This window comes from Bradyrhizobium sp. LM2.9, assembly GCF_054056555.1.
Map to the genome: position 1 here is coordinate 5,734,269 of NZ_JBSRYJ010000002.1, position 13,551 is coordinate 5,747,819.

Here is a 13,551-nt window from a genome sequence, read left to right on the forward strand (position 1 = left end):
GAAGGATGGGCGGCAGAAAGATGGGCGGCAGGTGAAGACCTCACCTCGCCCCGAACGTGGTCTTGCCGAACAGCGCCTTTTGCGTCGAGGGCTGCGAGCGCCAGTATTGCGGCGGCGCCTCGACTTCGCCGCCGACGTCCGCTGCGGCGTGCCAGGCCCAGCGGGGATCGTAGAGCATGCCGCGCGCGAGCGCGACCATGTCGGCCTTGCCGGATGCGACGATCTCTTCGGCCTGCTTTCCATCGGTGATCAGGCCGACGGCGATGGTGGGCAATCCGGTCTCGCGCTTGATGGCCTCTGCGAACTGCACCTGGTAGCCGGGGCCGAGCGTGATCTTCTGCAGCGGCGAGACGCCGCCGGAGGAGGCATCGATCCAGTCGACGCCGCGCGCCTTCAGCGCGTTGGCGAATGCGATGGTCTGCGCCAGATCCCAGCCGCCCTCGACCCAGTCGGTCGAGGACACCCGCATGCCGACCGGCTTGTCGTGCGGGAACACCGCGCGCACCGCATCGTAAACCTCCAACGGGAAGCGCATGCGGTTTTGCAAGCTACCGCCGTATTCGTCGGTGCGCTTGTTCGAGATCGGCGACAGAAACTGATGCAGGAGATAGCCGTGCGCGCCGTGCAGCTCGATCGCGTCGATGCCGATGCGATCCGCGCGTTTCGCGGACTCGACGAAAGCGTCGCGGATGCGCTTGAGGCCTGCGGTGTCGAGCGCGAGCGGCGCGGCCTCGCCTTCCTTGTGCGGCAGCGCGGACGGCGCCACGGCCTGCCAGCCGCCTTCGCTCAGCGGAATCAGCTGGCCGCCGTCCCAGGGCCGTGCGCTCGAGGCTTTCCGGCCCGCATGCGCGAGCTGCATCGCGACCGCCGTGGAGGAATGTTTGCGCACCGAGCTGAGGATCTGTTTCAGCGCGGCCTCGGCGGCGTCGCTGTAGAGCCCGAGGCAGCCCGGCGTGATGCGGCCGATCGCCTCGACATGGGTCGCCTCGATGCAGAACATCGCCGCGCCCGACAGGCTGAGATTGTTGATGTGAGTGAAGTGCCAGTCATTGGCGACGCCGTCGTCGGCCGAATACTGGCACATCGGCGACACCACGATGCGGTTCTTCAGCGTCAGGCCGCGCAGCTTGATCGGGGAAAACAGGGCGCTCATGCGGGGGGAGTTCCGGAGGATGGAGGGGCGATGGTGGGGCGCAGAGGGAGTGTAATGATGGAAACGCGGATTGCCAGCCGCGCGGGGGGAATGGCGGCCCGTAACGTCATGCATTGCGGGAGCGCGCCGGGCCGCCCTACTCCACCAGCGCGAACTGTAGCAGGAGCGTCCGCTGCAGCAGCGAGAAATTGTCGTCCGACACCAGCGTCAGCACGGTCTCGCCGTCGGTGGTGACGTGGGCGTCGATGCCTTCCATGTTGTCGATCTCGTGGCCGAGATCGGCCTTGAACAGCACGGGGCCGTCGACCACGGCGCCCGGCGCGATCGATTTCAGGGGGATCGCGCGGATACGGATATCGATGCCGGTGAACCAGGAGAATTTGCGCTCGAGGATCAGGAGATCGCCCGAGGGCAGCAGCACGGCGTCGCTGATGAACTGCTGGTCGGTGCGGCGAATGCTGAACTGGCCCGGCGTGGGGCCGCCGATCAAAAATCCGATCAGATTGCCGTCGGCATCGAAGCCGCCCTCCGACAGCGCGATCAAGCTGCCCGCGAGCGGCTGCCCTGTGGGGACAAACACCAGCGCCTCGAGCCCCTTGTTGTAGGGCAGCTTGCGCACCGCCGGCGGCGTCTGCAGCACCTCGCCGCGGGCGCGGATGCCGCCCTTCGAAAAATCGAACCGCATGATCTGGTTGACGCGCTCGAGCCCGACATAGACCAACGAGCCGTCACGCGCGAGCGACTCGGTATCGTACCACAGGCGCTTCTCGGTGATCGGCCGTCCCTCCGCATTGAGCACCGGCGCGGCCTCGACGTCGTCGAGACCCGTCATGCTCCGTCCCGAATAGCGGATCGCGCCGGTGAACCAGGTGCCCTGGTCGGAGATCGCGAGAAAGCGCTCACCCCTGGTATCGAGGAAGCGAAAGCCGGACAGGCCACCGAAGCCGCGATGCGGCGAGGTCAGCACAAGGCCGCTGGCGATACTCAAGCGAACCGAAGCGCGTGCGTGAACCGTCGCGCGGTGCGAAATTCGGAATCGGCCGCGCGTTCACCTCGATGCGGACGGGCGCGGCGACGGCGTGCTCGATCAGCGAGGTACGCGGCGGCGGCTCGGTCGCAGGCTGCGCCTGCGCCAGGTGAGAAAGTGCGAGGGTGGAAAATCCCGCCGCCGCGTGGCCGATAAAGCTGCGGCGGGATCGATGGTTGCTCACGAATGCAATTTGCGTCGCGGGCGGTTGGCCGGTTGCGTGGGTGCGGTGTTGGTCTCGCTGAAGAGTTCGGCGAGTTTTTCCGTGATGGCACCGCCGAGCTCTTCGGCATCCACGATTGTCACCGCGCGGCGATAATAGCGCGTGACGTCATGGCCGATGCCGATCGCGATCAGCTCGACCGGCGAGCGGGTCTCGATCTCCTCGATGATGTGGCGCAGATGCCGCTCGAGGTAGTTGCCGGGATTGACGGACAGCGTGGAATCGTCGACCGGCGCGCCGTCCGAGATCATCATCAGGATCTTGCGCTGCTCGGGCCGGCCGAGCAGGCGCTTGTGCGCCCAGTCCAGCGCCTCGCCGTCGATGTTCTCCTTCAGCAGCCCCTCGCGCATCATCAGGCCAAGATTCTTCCGCGCACGGCGCCACGGCGCGTCGGCGGATTTGTAGATGATGTGGCGGAGATCGTTGAGCCGGCCGGGATTGGCCGGCTTGCCGGCGGCAAGCCACGCCTCGCGCGATTGCCCGCCCTTCCAGGCGCGCGTGGTGAAGCCGAGAATCTCGACCTTGACGCCGCAACGCTCCAGCGTGCGGGCGAGGATGTCGGCGCAGGTCGCCGCGACCGTGATCGGGCGGCCGCGCATCGAGCCGGAGTTGTCGAGCAGCAGCGTCACCACGGTGTCGCGGAAGGTCGCCTCCTTCTCGTGCATGAAGGACAGCGGGTGATAGGGATCGGTCACCACGCGCGACAGGCGCGCGGGATCCAGAATGCCCCTCTTCGAGATCGAACTCCCAGGCGCGGTTCTGCTGTGCCATCAGCCGGCGCTGAAGGCGGTTGGCGAGACGGGCGACGATGCCCTGCAGATGCGCGAGCTGCTTGTCGAGATAGGCGCGCAGGCGCTCCAGCTCGTCATGGTCGCAGAGGTCTTCAGCGGCGATGATCTCGTCGAATTTCGGCGCGAAGGCGTGATATTCCGGCCCGCGCGGCTCGTTCTTCCCGTGCGAATTCGGACGCGTCGCCTCGCCCGGCGTCTCGTCGTCGCCGAGCTCGCCGTCGTCGAAGGTGTCGGAGGTCGAGGCCTGCGCGCTTTCCATCGCGCTCTCGCTCATATCTTCCGAGCTGGCCTGCGCCTGGTCGGCGCTCATCTCCTGCGCGGCGTCGGAATCGGGCGAGCCTTCGGCGCCGGACTGGTCGTTGTCGCCGTCCTGATTGTCCTCGTTGTCGTCGTTGTCTTCACTGTCGGCATTGCGCTCGTCGCCGATCTCGAGTGCGGTCAACAGATCATGCACGGCATCGCCGAACCTGGTCTGGTCCTCGACCAGGATATCGAGCCGGTCGAGCCGCTTGCCGATCTTGTCTTCGAGAATGGGACGCCAGAGGTCGACGACCTTCTTGGCAGCCGTCGGCGGCGCCATGCCGGTCAGGCGCTCGCGCACCAGCATCGCCAGCGCGTCCGCAAGCGGTGCGTCGGCGCGGTCGGTGATCTCGTCGAACTTGCCGCGATGGAAATGGTCGTCGAGCATCGCGGTGAGGTTTTTGGCAACGCCCGCCATACGACGCGCGCCGATCGCCTCGACGCGGGCCTGCTCAACCGCCTCGAACACGCCGCGCGCCTGCGGATTGCCGGGCATCAGCTTGCGATGCAGTTTTGGATCGTGACAGGCGAGCTTGAGCGCGATGGAATCGGCGTGGCCGCGCACGATGGCGGCATCACGCTTGGTCATTTTTCGCGCGGGCTCAGGCAGCCGCGCCTTGCCCGGCGCAAGCCCGGGACGCTCCGCGGCGAAGCTGACATCGAGCTCGGGCGCTTTCGCGATCGCCTTCAGGCAGGACGCCACCGAGCGTTTGAACGGCTCGGTCGGGGCTTCCTTGGTGTTGCGGAATTTGGAGTTGGACGTGCTCATGTCGCCTTTACCCGTCGTCCCGGCGAAGGCCGGAACCCATAACCACCGGCGGTCATTGCGTCAGGAGAAACGACCCGCGCCGATTCAATCGAGAGACCTCGCGGTATGGGTCCCGGCCCCCGTGCGCAATTGCGCACTCGGCCGGGACGACACACCGAAAGAGATATCAGCTGAGCGCCACGTTGACCGCCGATTCCGGAAGCTCCGCGTTGAAGCAGCGCTGGTAGAACTCGGCGACCAACGGACGCTCGAGTTCGTCGCACTTGTTGAGAAAGGTGACCCGGAATGCAAATCCGATATCGCCAAAAATGTCGGCGTTCTCCGCCCAGGTGATCACCGTGCGCGGGCTCATCACCGTCGACAGATCGCCATTGGCGAAGGCGTTACGGGAGAGATCGGCAAGGCGCACCATCTTGTTGACGATGTCGCGTCCTTCCGGGGTGCGATAGTGCTTGGCCTTCGCCAGCACGATCTCCACTTCCTCGTCATGGCTGAGGTAGTTCAGCGTGGTGACGATCGACCAGCGGTCCATCTGGCCCTGGTTGATCTGCTGGGTGCCGTGATAGAGGCCCGAGGTGTCGCCGAGACCGACGGTGTTCGCGGTCGAGAACATGCGGAACGCCGGGTGGGGCTTGATCACCTTGTTCTGGTCGAGCAGCGTCAGGCGGCCGGAGACTTCCAGCACGCGCTGGATCACGAACATCACGTCCGGGCGTCCGGCGTCATATTCGTCGAACACCAGCGCGATGTTGTGCTGGAGCGCCCAGGGCAGGATGCCGTCGCGGAATTCGGTGACCTGCTTGCCGTCGCGGACCACGATCGAGTCCTTGCCGACGAGATCGATACGGCTGATGTGGCTGTCGAGGTTGACGCGCACGCAGGGCCAGTTCAGCCGCGCAGCGACCTGCTCGATATGGGTGGATTTGCCGGTGCCGTGATAGCCGGTGACCATGACCCGGCGATTCCGGGAAAAGCCGGCGAGAATGGCGAGCGTGGTGGCGCGGTCGAAACGGTAGTCGGAATCAACTTCGGGTACGTGAGGATCGACTTCGGAATAGGCCGGCACTTCGAGATCGGTGTCGATCCCAAAGACCTGGCGCACCGACACCTTCATGTCGGGCAGACCGGAAACTTCCTCAACTTTGGACAGGGCGGCGGTCGTCATCAATCCTCCGAGGCCCCGGGCGGTCCCGAGACCAGTTATTTGCACGTTGGCTGCGGCTGGGTGCGGTGGCGAACTTATCAGAGACAACGTGCGGGCAGAAGCCCGCCCCCCAATCAAAGTTCCGTTGTCTTTTCATTTAGATAGGCAAGAAACGCAGATTTTGGAGGGCTGCCTTGCGAATCACGCCTGAAATTCGTGCGGGATGCGCGGCCCTGCGTACGTGGGTGGCACTTTTACCGCCGCTTGTTACTTATGTAGGGTCTTAACCTCACAGCCCAACCCCACCACAGAGACGATGTGACGTCCTTCCTCGATCCCCTCATTTCATTCGTCTCGGCCCATGCATGGCTGGCCTATCTGACCCTGTTCCTGGCGGCCCTGCTGGAGGCGGTTCCGGTGGTCGGCTCGGTGATCCCCGGCTCGACCATCATCCTGGCGCTGAGCGCGCTGGTTCCGGGCGGCGAGCTGAAGCTGCAATGGGTGTTGCTGGCGGCGGCAATTGGCGCTGTGCTCGGCGACGGGTCGGCCTACTGGATCGGGCACCGGCGGCAGCGCGAGATTCTCAACACCTGGCCGCTGACCAACTATCCCCGCGTGATCGAGCAGAGCGAAAACTTCTTCCGCCGCTTCGGCGCCTGGGCCGTGTTCTTGGCCCGCTTCGTGCCGCCGATCCGGGCCTTTGTGCCGGTCACCGCCGGCGCGCTGGGCATGCCCCCGGCCCGCTTCTACGCCATCAACATCCCGGCGATCCTGGTCTGGGCGCCCGCGCATGTGCTGCCGGGTGTTTTGGCGGTGTCGGCTCTGCACGAATATGCCGGGCTGCCGCATCACGGGCATCCATATAAGCATATGTGGATTTTGACCGTGGTCGGCGTGGCGATCGTGCTGGGCGCGGCGGTTTGGGTCTACCGCCGACGGAACGGTGGCGGTGTGGCGGTGGCGAAGCCGCGGGGTTGATCGACTGTATCCAAGCACACCGCCCTCATCCTGAGGGCCCGCCAACGGCGGGCGTCTTGAAGGATGGCCGCGGGCGACAGCCGGGCCTGCATGGTTCGAGACACGCGTTCCGCGCTCCTCACCATGACGGTTTTTGATTATCCCTTGGAATCCGCAGCCCCCGCCCTCCGCCCCGGCGCCGGGCCCACATAGCGGGCCCGCGGGCGGATCAGCTTGCCATGCTGCAATTGCTCGCTCGCATGCGCGATCCATCCGACGCTGCGAGCCATTGCGAACAGCGCGAGCTCGCTGCCTCCGGGCAGGCGCAGTGCGTGCACGAGCACCGCGAGCGCGTAGTCGATGTTGACGAGCTCGCCGGTCGCCTCCGCGATGCGCTCCGGCACCTCCTTGGTGAATTTGCGCGGTGCGCCGGCGCGGGCCAGGGCATTCAGGAGCGACTGCGCGCGCCGATCGCCCCGCTTGTAGACGCCGTGACCGAAGCCGGCAAAGCGTTCGCCGAGCGCGACGCATTCGCGGACCATTGGCTCGACGTCACGATCCACCAGCGCCTTGACGAGCTGCGAGGCGAGCACGCCGGCGCCGCCGTGCTTCGGCCCCTTCAGCGCGGCGAGGCCGGCGATGACGGAGTCATAAAGATTGAGGCCGGTCGAGGCCGCGCAGCGCGCGGTGAAGGTGGACGCGTTCAATTCATGCTCGGCGAGCAGAACCAGCGCGCGGCGGATGAGATCAGCCGCGTGCTTGCTGTCGGGCGCCCAGGCCCTGGCGATCTGCTGGTGCAACGGCTCGGCCGACGGCTCCGTATTGAGCATGGTCGCGACCAGGAGCCGGACGATGCGCGCACCGACCATCGCACGTCCGTCATGTGCACGGGTGAAGGCGCGGGGATCGGCGCTCGATGCGAGCGCCAGCACCGCGATGGCGCGATCAATCGGCGCGGCGCGGCGCGCGGCCTGCGCGATCAGGCGCATCTCATCGGATACTGCTGGAAAATTGTCAGGTGCAAAGGGATCGACGCCGGAGACGTCCCATAGAAGCGTCGCGGTGTGCTCCAGCGTGTCGTTCTCGGCGAGATCGACGCAATTGACGCCGCGATAGATCGCGCCGTCCTCGGTGATGGTGGATATCTCCGTATCCATGACCGGCAAATCGGCGTCGAAGCTGCGCAGGCCGCGCGGCTCGGGCGATGGCACCCGGCGCTCCTTCAGCGCCCGGACGTCCTCGGCGCGATAGCGGTTCTTGCGCGAGTCCGGCGTCGGCTCGGAGCGGACCAGGCCGCGGCTGACATAGGCGTAGAGCGTGGCCGGCGAGATCGCGAGTTCGGCGGCGGCCTCCCGCGCCGAGAGATAGAGTTCCTCAGAATTTTTCATATTGATTTATGTAATCAAGATTGATCAATCTGTCGAGAGGCCCGACCTTCCGCTGCATAGCAAAACGGAGATTGGGCCATGAACATCCACCTCACCAAGAGTCAGATCGGGCTGGACGGCGTTCCCGCGGCTGAGACCGTGCTGAGCCATGTCGACGGCGAGCGCGGCGAGCTGATCATCGCCGGCGAGCATGTCGGCCGACTGGCGAGCCAGTCGAACTTTGAGGGCGTTACCGCCCGGCTTTGGAACGGCGCCAGCAAGACCACGCTGAGCGAAGCCAATGTGCGGGCGAACCTGGGTGCCGCACGCGAACGCGCTTTCGCGCGTTTGGCCGACCTGCTGCCAGCGACAAGCGGCATGGGCATCCTCGACGGGTTTCGCGCGGCGGTCGCGGGACTTCGCGCGGAGCACGGGCTGGAGCACGAGGCGACCATCGTCGGCGCATTTCCGGTGATCGCAGGTGCGCTGGTCCGGCGCGCCAAAGGTCTCGATCCGGTCGCGCCCGATCCGAGCGTGAGCCACGCCGCCGATACGCTCCGCATGCTGCACGGGTGCGCACCGGCGACGCGCGAGGTCACGGCGTTAGACGCCTATCTCGTCACGGTCTGCGATCACGGCATGAATGCCTCGACCTTCACCGCGCGCGTGGTGGCCTCGACGCAAGCCGATCTGTTCGCCGCCGTCACCGCCGGCTATTGCGCGCTCACCGGCCCGCTGCATGGCGGCGCGCCGGAGCCGGTGCTGGAAATGCTCGACGCGATCGGTTCGCGCGAGCGCATCCAGACCTGGGTCGATGCGGCGCTGGCACGCGGCGAGCGGATGATGGGTTTTGGTCACCGCGTCTATCGCGTGCGCGATCCCCGCGCCGACGTGCTCAAGACCGCGATCGAGGCGCTCGCCTCGGACGGCGCCGGCCTGCCGTTTGCCGGCGAGGTCGAGGCCTATATCCGTAGCGCGCTGCGCAAGAAGAATCCGGACCGGCCGCTGGAAACCAATGTCGAGTTCTTCACCGCGATCCTGCTCGATGCGCTGGCGGTTCCAAGACAGGCTTTTACGCCGATCTTCGCGGTGGCCCGCGCAGCCGGCTGGACCGCCCATGCGCGTGAGCAGCAGCGGACGGGGCGGTTGATCCGGCCGAGTTCGTCGTATGTGGGGGCGATGCCGAACGAGTAGGGAATGCGTGGCCCGGAGCGGCGAGACGGGTGAGGGTTGTCTCGACATCCTCATCTCTCTTGCAGTTGAATTCGCCGAGAGAAACCCCTCATCGGGCGCTTCGCGCCACCTTCTCCCGCAAGGGAAGAAGGGAAGTGCGGGGCCTACGCCTCGCGCACCACGGTCTTCAGATAATTATACGCCTTGATGATCTCGATCAGTCGATCCTCTGTGGAGCGGTCGCCGCCGTTGGCATCGGGGTGGTGCTGCTTCACCAGCGACTTGTACTTGGACTTGACGTCGGCGAGCGAAGAGTCGGGGCCGAGGCCCATCACCTGGAGCGCCTTGCGCTCGGCGTTCATGATCTTGCGCGTCTCGGCCTTGGGCGCGGCCTGCGGGCCGGCGCGCCAGCCGGAGCGGCCGTTGAGCTCCTGGAACATGCTGAACGGATCGAAGGCGCCGTCGATCTCGGCCTCCGCGCCTTTCTTGACGCCGCCATTGGCGCCCATCTTCCAGGTCGGACGGTGGCCGGTCAGCGCATCTTTCTGATAACGCGCGACCGCATCGGCATTCATGCCGGAGAAGAAATTGTAGTTCTGATTGTACTCGCGCACGTGGTTCAGGCAGAAGTGCCAGTATTCACGCTGGTTGTCGCGACCCTTGGGCGCACGATGGGCGCCCTTGTTCTGACACCCGGTCCATTCGCAGTTGGCCACGGCGTCGCGCGGCTTCACTTCCGGCTGCTTGCCTTTCGGCTTGACCCGGATGGAGTCGAAGAACTTTGATGAATCGATCGGCATGACTGACTTTGACTACGCAATGCAAAAACCTTCAAGTCTTGACATTGCAATTAGCTGAAAACACATAGCCAAAGCTCGGCTTCGGCGTTCTCAAGAACGGTCGCCAGAGGCGGCCTGCGCAAACAACGGAGAGCGATCTCGCACCTTAATGGCACATCCATGGCTATGACAGATACTATCAGCAACAAGTTGCAGGAAGCTTTCACGCCGGAAAGCCTGCAGGTCGTCGACGAGTCACATTTGCATGAGGGCCACGCCGGCCATCGGCCGAGCGGCGAGACGCACTTCCGCGTTTATATCGTGTCTCAAGCCTTCAAAGGGAAGGGCCGCGTCGATCGTCACCGCATGATAAATGCGGCGCTGGCCGCGGAACTCTCCGGCAGCGTGCACGCGCTGGCCATCCACGCGCAGGCGCCGGGGGAAGGCGGGACTTAGCTCGCCAATTCGAGCAGCAGACGGCGCCATTTCTCCTCATCCTGAGGAGCGCGCATTTGCGCGCGTCTCGAAGGATGCAGGCCGCCGTTGCGGCGTCCTGGCCTGCATGGTTCGAGACGCGCCTTGCGGCGCTCCTCGCCATGAGGGGCAACAGGGTCACGCGAATCCTAAAACGACGTCCCGGCCCTTCTCGGCTTCGCCTCGTCCACCTCCGATTCGCGCGGCACCGGTGAAATACGGAGCGCGGTGATGCGGTTGCGTTCGCGGCGGAGGACGCGGAAGCGAAAGCCGTGAAAGGTGAAACTCTGGCCGCGGTCGGGGATCGAGCGCGCCTCGTGAATGACGAGGCCGGCAACCGTGGTTGCCTCTTCGTCGGGCAGATGCCAGTCCAGGGCGCGGTTGAGGTCGCGGATCGGCACCGAGCCGTCGACGACGACCGAGCCGTCCGGCTGGGCGCGCACGCCCGCAACCACGACGTCATGCTCGTCGGAGATGTCGCCGACGATCTCTTCGAGAATGTCTTCCAGCGTCACAAGACCTTCAACTTCGCCGTACTCGTCGACGACCAGCGCGAAATGGGTCTTGCGGCGGCGGAACGCCTTGAGCTGCTCGGACACCGGCCGCATCTCCGGCACGAACCAGGGCGGCAGCGCGATGGTGGAGACGTCGATGCGCGAGGTGTCGCCGTCCGAGGCGCGGATCGCGCGCAACAGATCCTTGGCGTGGAGCACGCCGATGATGTTTTCCGGCTTCTCGCGCCACAGCGGGATGCGGGTGTATTCGGTCGCCAGCACCTCGCGCACCAGCTCTTCCGGCGGCAGGTCGGCGTTGATCATCGTCATCTCGGTACGATGGATCATGACGTCGGAAACCTGAAGCTCGCGCAGATCGAGCAGGCCGCCGAGCATGTCGCGATCCTGCTTCTCGACCTTGCCCTCGTGATGCAACAGGTCGACCGCGCCGCGCAGGCGTTCGGTCGGCGACAGGATCGCCTGGTGCTCGCCGGCGAGGCCAAACATGCGCATCAACAGGCGCACGATGACTTCGACGATTCTGAGCAGCGGCCCCAGCACGTACATCGTCATCCGCATCGGGCGCGCCACCGCAAGCGCCATGCGGTCGGGCGCGTTGATGGCGATGGTCTTCGGCAGCACCTCGGCGAAGATCACCACCAGCACGGTCATCACGCCGGTCGCATAGAGCACGCCGACATCGCCGAACCAGGACGTGAAGATGCTGGTGGCAAGGGCGGATGCACTGATATTGGCGATGTTGTTGCCGAGCAGCAGCGCGCCGATCAGGCGCTCGCGCATGGCGAGCAGTCGCGAGACCACGTCGGCGTCGCGGTTGCCCTGCTTGGAAAGCCGCAACATGCTGGCACGCGAGGCGCCGATCAGCGCGGTCTCGCTCGCGGCAAAGAAGCCCGAGACGAGCAGGCAGAGGACGACGATGGTGAATCCGAGCCAGTCCATGAACCACTCTGGTTTCTTGTTTTGACGCGTTTTCTTGACGCGAACCGGTACCCACTTCGCTCGAAAACGCTCTCACGCCGTTCAGCCGCGTATCACGCCTTGACGGCGAGCTTGTCCTTGAGGAAATCGCGCACCGGAGCCGGCTCGACGTCCTTCGCGATGACGGCGCGCCCCACGGCCTCCAGCAGGATGAAGGTGAGCTTGCCGCGCTCGACCTTCTTGTCCTGTGACATCAGCGCCATCAGCGCATCGGCATCGGCAAGCCCTTCCTGCGCGAAGCCCGCGATGTCCTGCAAGCGCGTCGGCAGGCCGGCCTCAATCAGATGCCGCTCGACGCGCGCCGCATCGGCTTCGCCGATCATGCCGAGCCTGGCCGAGAGCTGCGCTGCCAGCGTCATGCCGATCGCAACGCCCTCGCCGTGGAACAGACGATCGGAGAACCCAGTCGCCGCTTCCAGCGCGTGACCAAACGTGTGGCCGAGATTGAGCAGCGCGCGCTCGCCGGTCTCACGCTCGTCGCGCGAGACGACGCCGGCCTTGGCGCGGCAGGAGGTCGCGATCGCATGCTCGCGCGCCGCGCCGCCCCTGGAGATGTCGGAATGGTTGTTCTCAAGCCAGGTGAAGAAGGCCTCATCACCGAGCACGCCGTATTTGGCGACCTCGGCATAGCCGGCGCGGAACTGCCGCGGCGACAGCGTGTCGAGCACGGCGGTGTCGGCGACGACAAGCACCGGCTGGTGAAAGGCGCCGAGCAGATTCTTGCCCTGCGGCGAGTTGATGCCGGTCTTGCCGCCGACGGAGGAATCGACCTGTGCCAAAAGCGAAGTCGGGACCTGCACGAAATCGACGCCGCGGCGCAGGATCGCTGCCGCAAAGCCGGCGAGATCGCCGACAACGCCACCGCCGAGCGCGATGACGAGATCGTTGCGCTCGATCTTTGCGGCGATCAGGGCCTCGCTGACCTTTTCCAGCCCGGCATAGGTTTTCGAGATCTCGCCTTCCTCGACGACGATGCGCGATGTCGGAATGCCGGCCGCTGCGAGCGAAGCCTCGGCGGGTTCGAGCCAGTATTTTGCGACGGTGCGATCGGTCACGACAGCGGTGCGCACGCCGGGACGTAAACGCGCGACCCGTTCGCCCAGCGAGGCCAGCACGCCGCGGCCGATGACGATGTCATAGGCGCGATCGCCGAGAGCGACCTCGACGTTGACGGGGTCGGAATGTTTCAAAGGCGCGGTCATCGTGCGGCACTCGCGACGTCGGCTGGTGGATGGGACGCCTGTTCGCCGCAGAGATGGGCGCGCAGCGTCTCGATGGTCTCCTCGACGATCTTGTCGTGCGGTACGTCGCGCGAGGCGATGGTGAGGTCGGCATGGCCGTAGACCGGCTCGCGTTCGATGAGCAGGCGCGTCACGGTTCCTTCGGGATCGGCGGTCTGGAGCAGCGGACGGTCGGCGCGCCTGCGCACGCGGCGCATGATGACGTCGGCATCGGCCTTGAGCCAGATCGAGATCGCCTTCGCCGCGATGCGGCCCCGCGTCTCCTCGCGCATGAAGGCGCCGCCGCCGGTTGCCAGCACGATGGGGCCGCCGTCGAGCAGACGCGCGATCACGCGGGCCTCGCCGTCGCGGAAATGCGGCTCGCCGTGGCGCTCGAAGATTTCCGGTATGGTCATGCCGGCCGCCGCCTCGATCTCGGTGTCGGCATCGACGAAGGGCAGCTTGAGCCGGATCGCCATGCGGCGGCCGATCGTGGATTTGCCTACCCCCATCATGCCGACGAGCACGATCGAGCGCGCGCCCAGCGCCGACAGGATGTCGGCCTCGGGCGAAGCTTGGATCGGCAACGCGGCGTCGGACATTTGTCTCGCTCGAATGGGTCTCGCTCGAACTGCCGCCAAAGGCGGCATGCTTTGGCCACCTATACGACCCCAAAGGGGG

Annotated in this window: 10 protein-coding genes and 2 pseudogenes; 3 read left to right on the forward strand and 9 right to left on the reverse strand. The window is 65.7% G+C overall.

Annotation, left to right across the window (positions count from 1 at the left end; genetic code table 11):
• Nucleotides 1-40: 40 nt before the first annotated feature.
• The 4 genes and pseudogenes from ACVWW3_RS29710 to cobS all read right to left on the reverse strand — a co-directional run bounded on the left by ACVWW3_RS29710 (nt 41) and on the right by cobS (nt 5,428).
• Nucleotides 41-1,153 carry an NADH:flavin oxidoreductase/NADH oxidase gene (locus tag ACVWW3_RS29710; RefSeq protein ID WP_247340080.1) on the reverse strand — a complete coding sequence of 371 codons (1,113 nt, stop codon included), beginning with the start codon at nt 1,151-1,153 and terminating at the stop codon, nt 41-43.
• Between the two features lie 136 nt (nt 1,154-1,289).
• Nucleotides 1,290-2,364, reverse strand: a pseudogene (locus tag ACVWW3_RS29715) (esterase-like activity of phytase family protein).
• A pseudogene (gene cobT, locus ACVWW3_RS29720) lies at nt 2,361-4,263 on the reverse strand (cobaltochelatase subunit CobT). Before cobT ends, ACVWW3_RS29715 begins: the two co-directional pseudogenes overlap by 4 nt.
• Before the next feature lie 166 nt (nt 4,264-4,429).
• Nucleotides 4,430-5,428, reverse strand: a complete 999-nt coding sequence (gene cobS, locus ACVWW3_RS29725) for a cobaltochelatase subunit CobS (protein ID WP_247340084.1) — start codon at nt 5,426-5,428, stop codon at nt 4,430-4,432.
• 297 nt (nt 5,429-5,725) lie between these two features.
• Between cobS and ACVWW3_RS29730 the strand changes: the two genes are divergently transcribed.
• Nucleotides 5,726-6,385 (forward strand): DedA family protein, encoded by a 660-nt coding sequence (locus tag ACVWW3_RS29730; protein ID WP_456647781.1) that lies wholly within the window; start codon nt 5,726-5,728, stop codon nt 6,383-6,385.
• 137 nt (nt 6,386-6,522) lie between these two features.
• Here the strand turns inward: ACVWW3_RS29730 and ACVWW3_RS29735 are convergent, their stop codons facing one another.
• Nucleotides 6,523-7,752, reverse strand: a complete 1,230-nt coding sequence (locus ACVWW3_RS29735) for a citrate/2-methylcitrate synthase (RefSeq protein WP_456672232.1) — start codon at nt 7,750-7,752, stop codon at nt 6,523-6,525.
• Nucleotides 7,753-7,830: 78 nt separating this feature from the next.
• Here ACVWW3_RS29735 and ACVWW3_RS29740 point away from each other — a divergent pair, with 78 nt between their 5' ends.
• A complete protein-coding gene (locus ACVWW3_RS29740; RefSeq protein ID WP_456647780.1) occupies nt 7,831-8,925 on the forward strand; it encodes a citrate synthase/methylcitrate synthase in 1,095 nt (364 codons plus the stop codon).
• Nucleotides 8,926-9,068: 143 nt separating this feature from the next.
• On the opposite strand, the gene ACVWW3_RS29745 is transcribed toward ACVWW3_RS29740, so the two are convergent.
• Nucleotides 9,069-9,704, reverse strand: a complete 636-nt coding sequence (locus tag ACVWW3_RS29745) for a J domain-containing protein (protein WP_247340098.1) — start codon at nt 9,702-9,704, stop codon at nt 9,069-9,071.
• A gap of 159 nt (nt 9,705-9,863) precedes the next feature.
• Between ACVWW3_RS29745 and ACVWW3_RS29750 the strand changes: the two genes are divergently transcribed.
• Nucleotides 9,864-10,139 carry a BolA family protein gene (locus tag ACVWW3_RS29750; protein ID WP_247340101.1) on the forward strand — a complete coding sequence of 92 codons (276 nt, stop codon included), beginning with the start codon at nt 9,864-9,866 and terminating at the stop codon, nt 10,137-10,139.
• A gap of 167 nt (nt 10,140-10,306) precedes the next feature.
• Here ACVWW3_RS29750 and ACVWW3_RS29755 read toward each other — a convergent pair whose 3' ends face one another.
• From ACVWW3_RS29755 to ACVWW3_RS29765, 3 genes are all read right to left on the reverse strand, one after another.
• Entirely contained in the window at nt 10,307-11,611 is a 1,305-nt protein-coding gene (locus tag ACVWW3_RS29755; protein ID WP_354050198.1) for an HlyC/CorC family transporter, read from the reverse strand.
• A 92-nt stretch (nt 11,612-11,703) separates the two neighbouring features.
• On the reverse strand, nt 11,704-12,852 hold the full coding sequence (gene aroB, locus ACVWW3_RS29760; RefSeq protein ID WP_456647779.1) for a 3-dehydroquinate synthase: 1,149 nt from the start codon (nt 12,850-12,852) through the stop codon (nt 11,704-11,706).
• Complete coding sequence (locus ACVWW3_RS29765; protein WP_354106889.1) at nt 12,849-13,472, reverse strand: shikimate kinase; 624 nt, start codon at nt 13,470-13,472, stop codon at nt 12,849-12,851. Before ACVWW3_RS29765 ends, aroB begins: the two co-directional genes overlap by 4 nt.
• Between the last annotated feature and the right edge of the window lie 79 nt (nt 13,473-13,551).

Excerpts from the sequence above, each read along its gene's own strand:
- ACVWW3_RS29710 (WP_247340080.1), bottom strand. The coding sequence starts at position 1,153 with ATGAGCGCCCTGTTTTCCCCGATCAAGCTGCGCGGCCTGACGCTGAAG.
- cobS (WP_247340084.1), bottom strand. The coding sequence starts at position 5,428 with ATGACGACCGCCGCCCTGTCCAAAGTTGAGGAAGTTTCCGGTCTGCCC.
- ACVWW3_RS29735 (WP_456672232.1), bottom strand. The coding sequence starts at position 7,752 with ATGAAAAATTCTGAGGAACTCTATCTCTCGGCGCGGGAGGCCGCCGCC.
- ACVWW3_RS29740 (WP_456647780.1), top strand. The coding sequence starts at position 7,831 with ATGAACATCCACCTCACCAAGAGTCAGATCGGGCTGGACGGCGTTCCC.
- ACVWW3_RS29745 (WP_247340098.1), bottom strand. The coding sequence starts at position 9,704 with ATGCCGATCGATTCATCAAAGTTCTTCGACTCCATCCGGGTCAAGCCG.
- ACVWW3_RS29750 (WP_247340101.1), top strand. The coding sequence starts at position 9,864 with ATGGCTATGACAGATACTATCAGCAACAAGTTGCAGGAAGCTTTCACG.
- ACVWW3_RS29755 (WP_354050198.1), bottom strand. The coding sequence starts at position 11,611 with ATGGACTGGCTCGGATTCACCATCGTCGTCCTCTGCCTGCTCGTCTCG.
- aroB (WP_456647779.1), bottom strand. The coding sequence starts at position 12,852 with ATGACCGCGCCTTTGAAACATTCCGACCCCGTCAACGTCGAGGTCGCT.
- ACVWW3_RS29765 (WP_354106889.1), bottom strand. The coding sequence starts at position 13,472 with ATGTCCGACGCCGCGTTGCCGATCCAAGCTTCGCCCGAGGCCGACATC.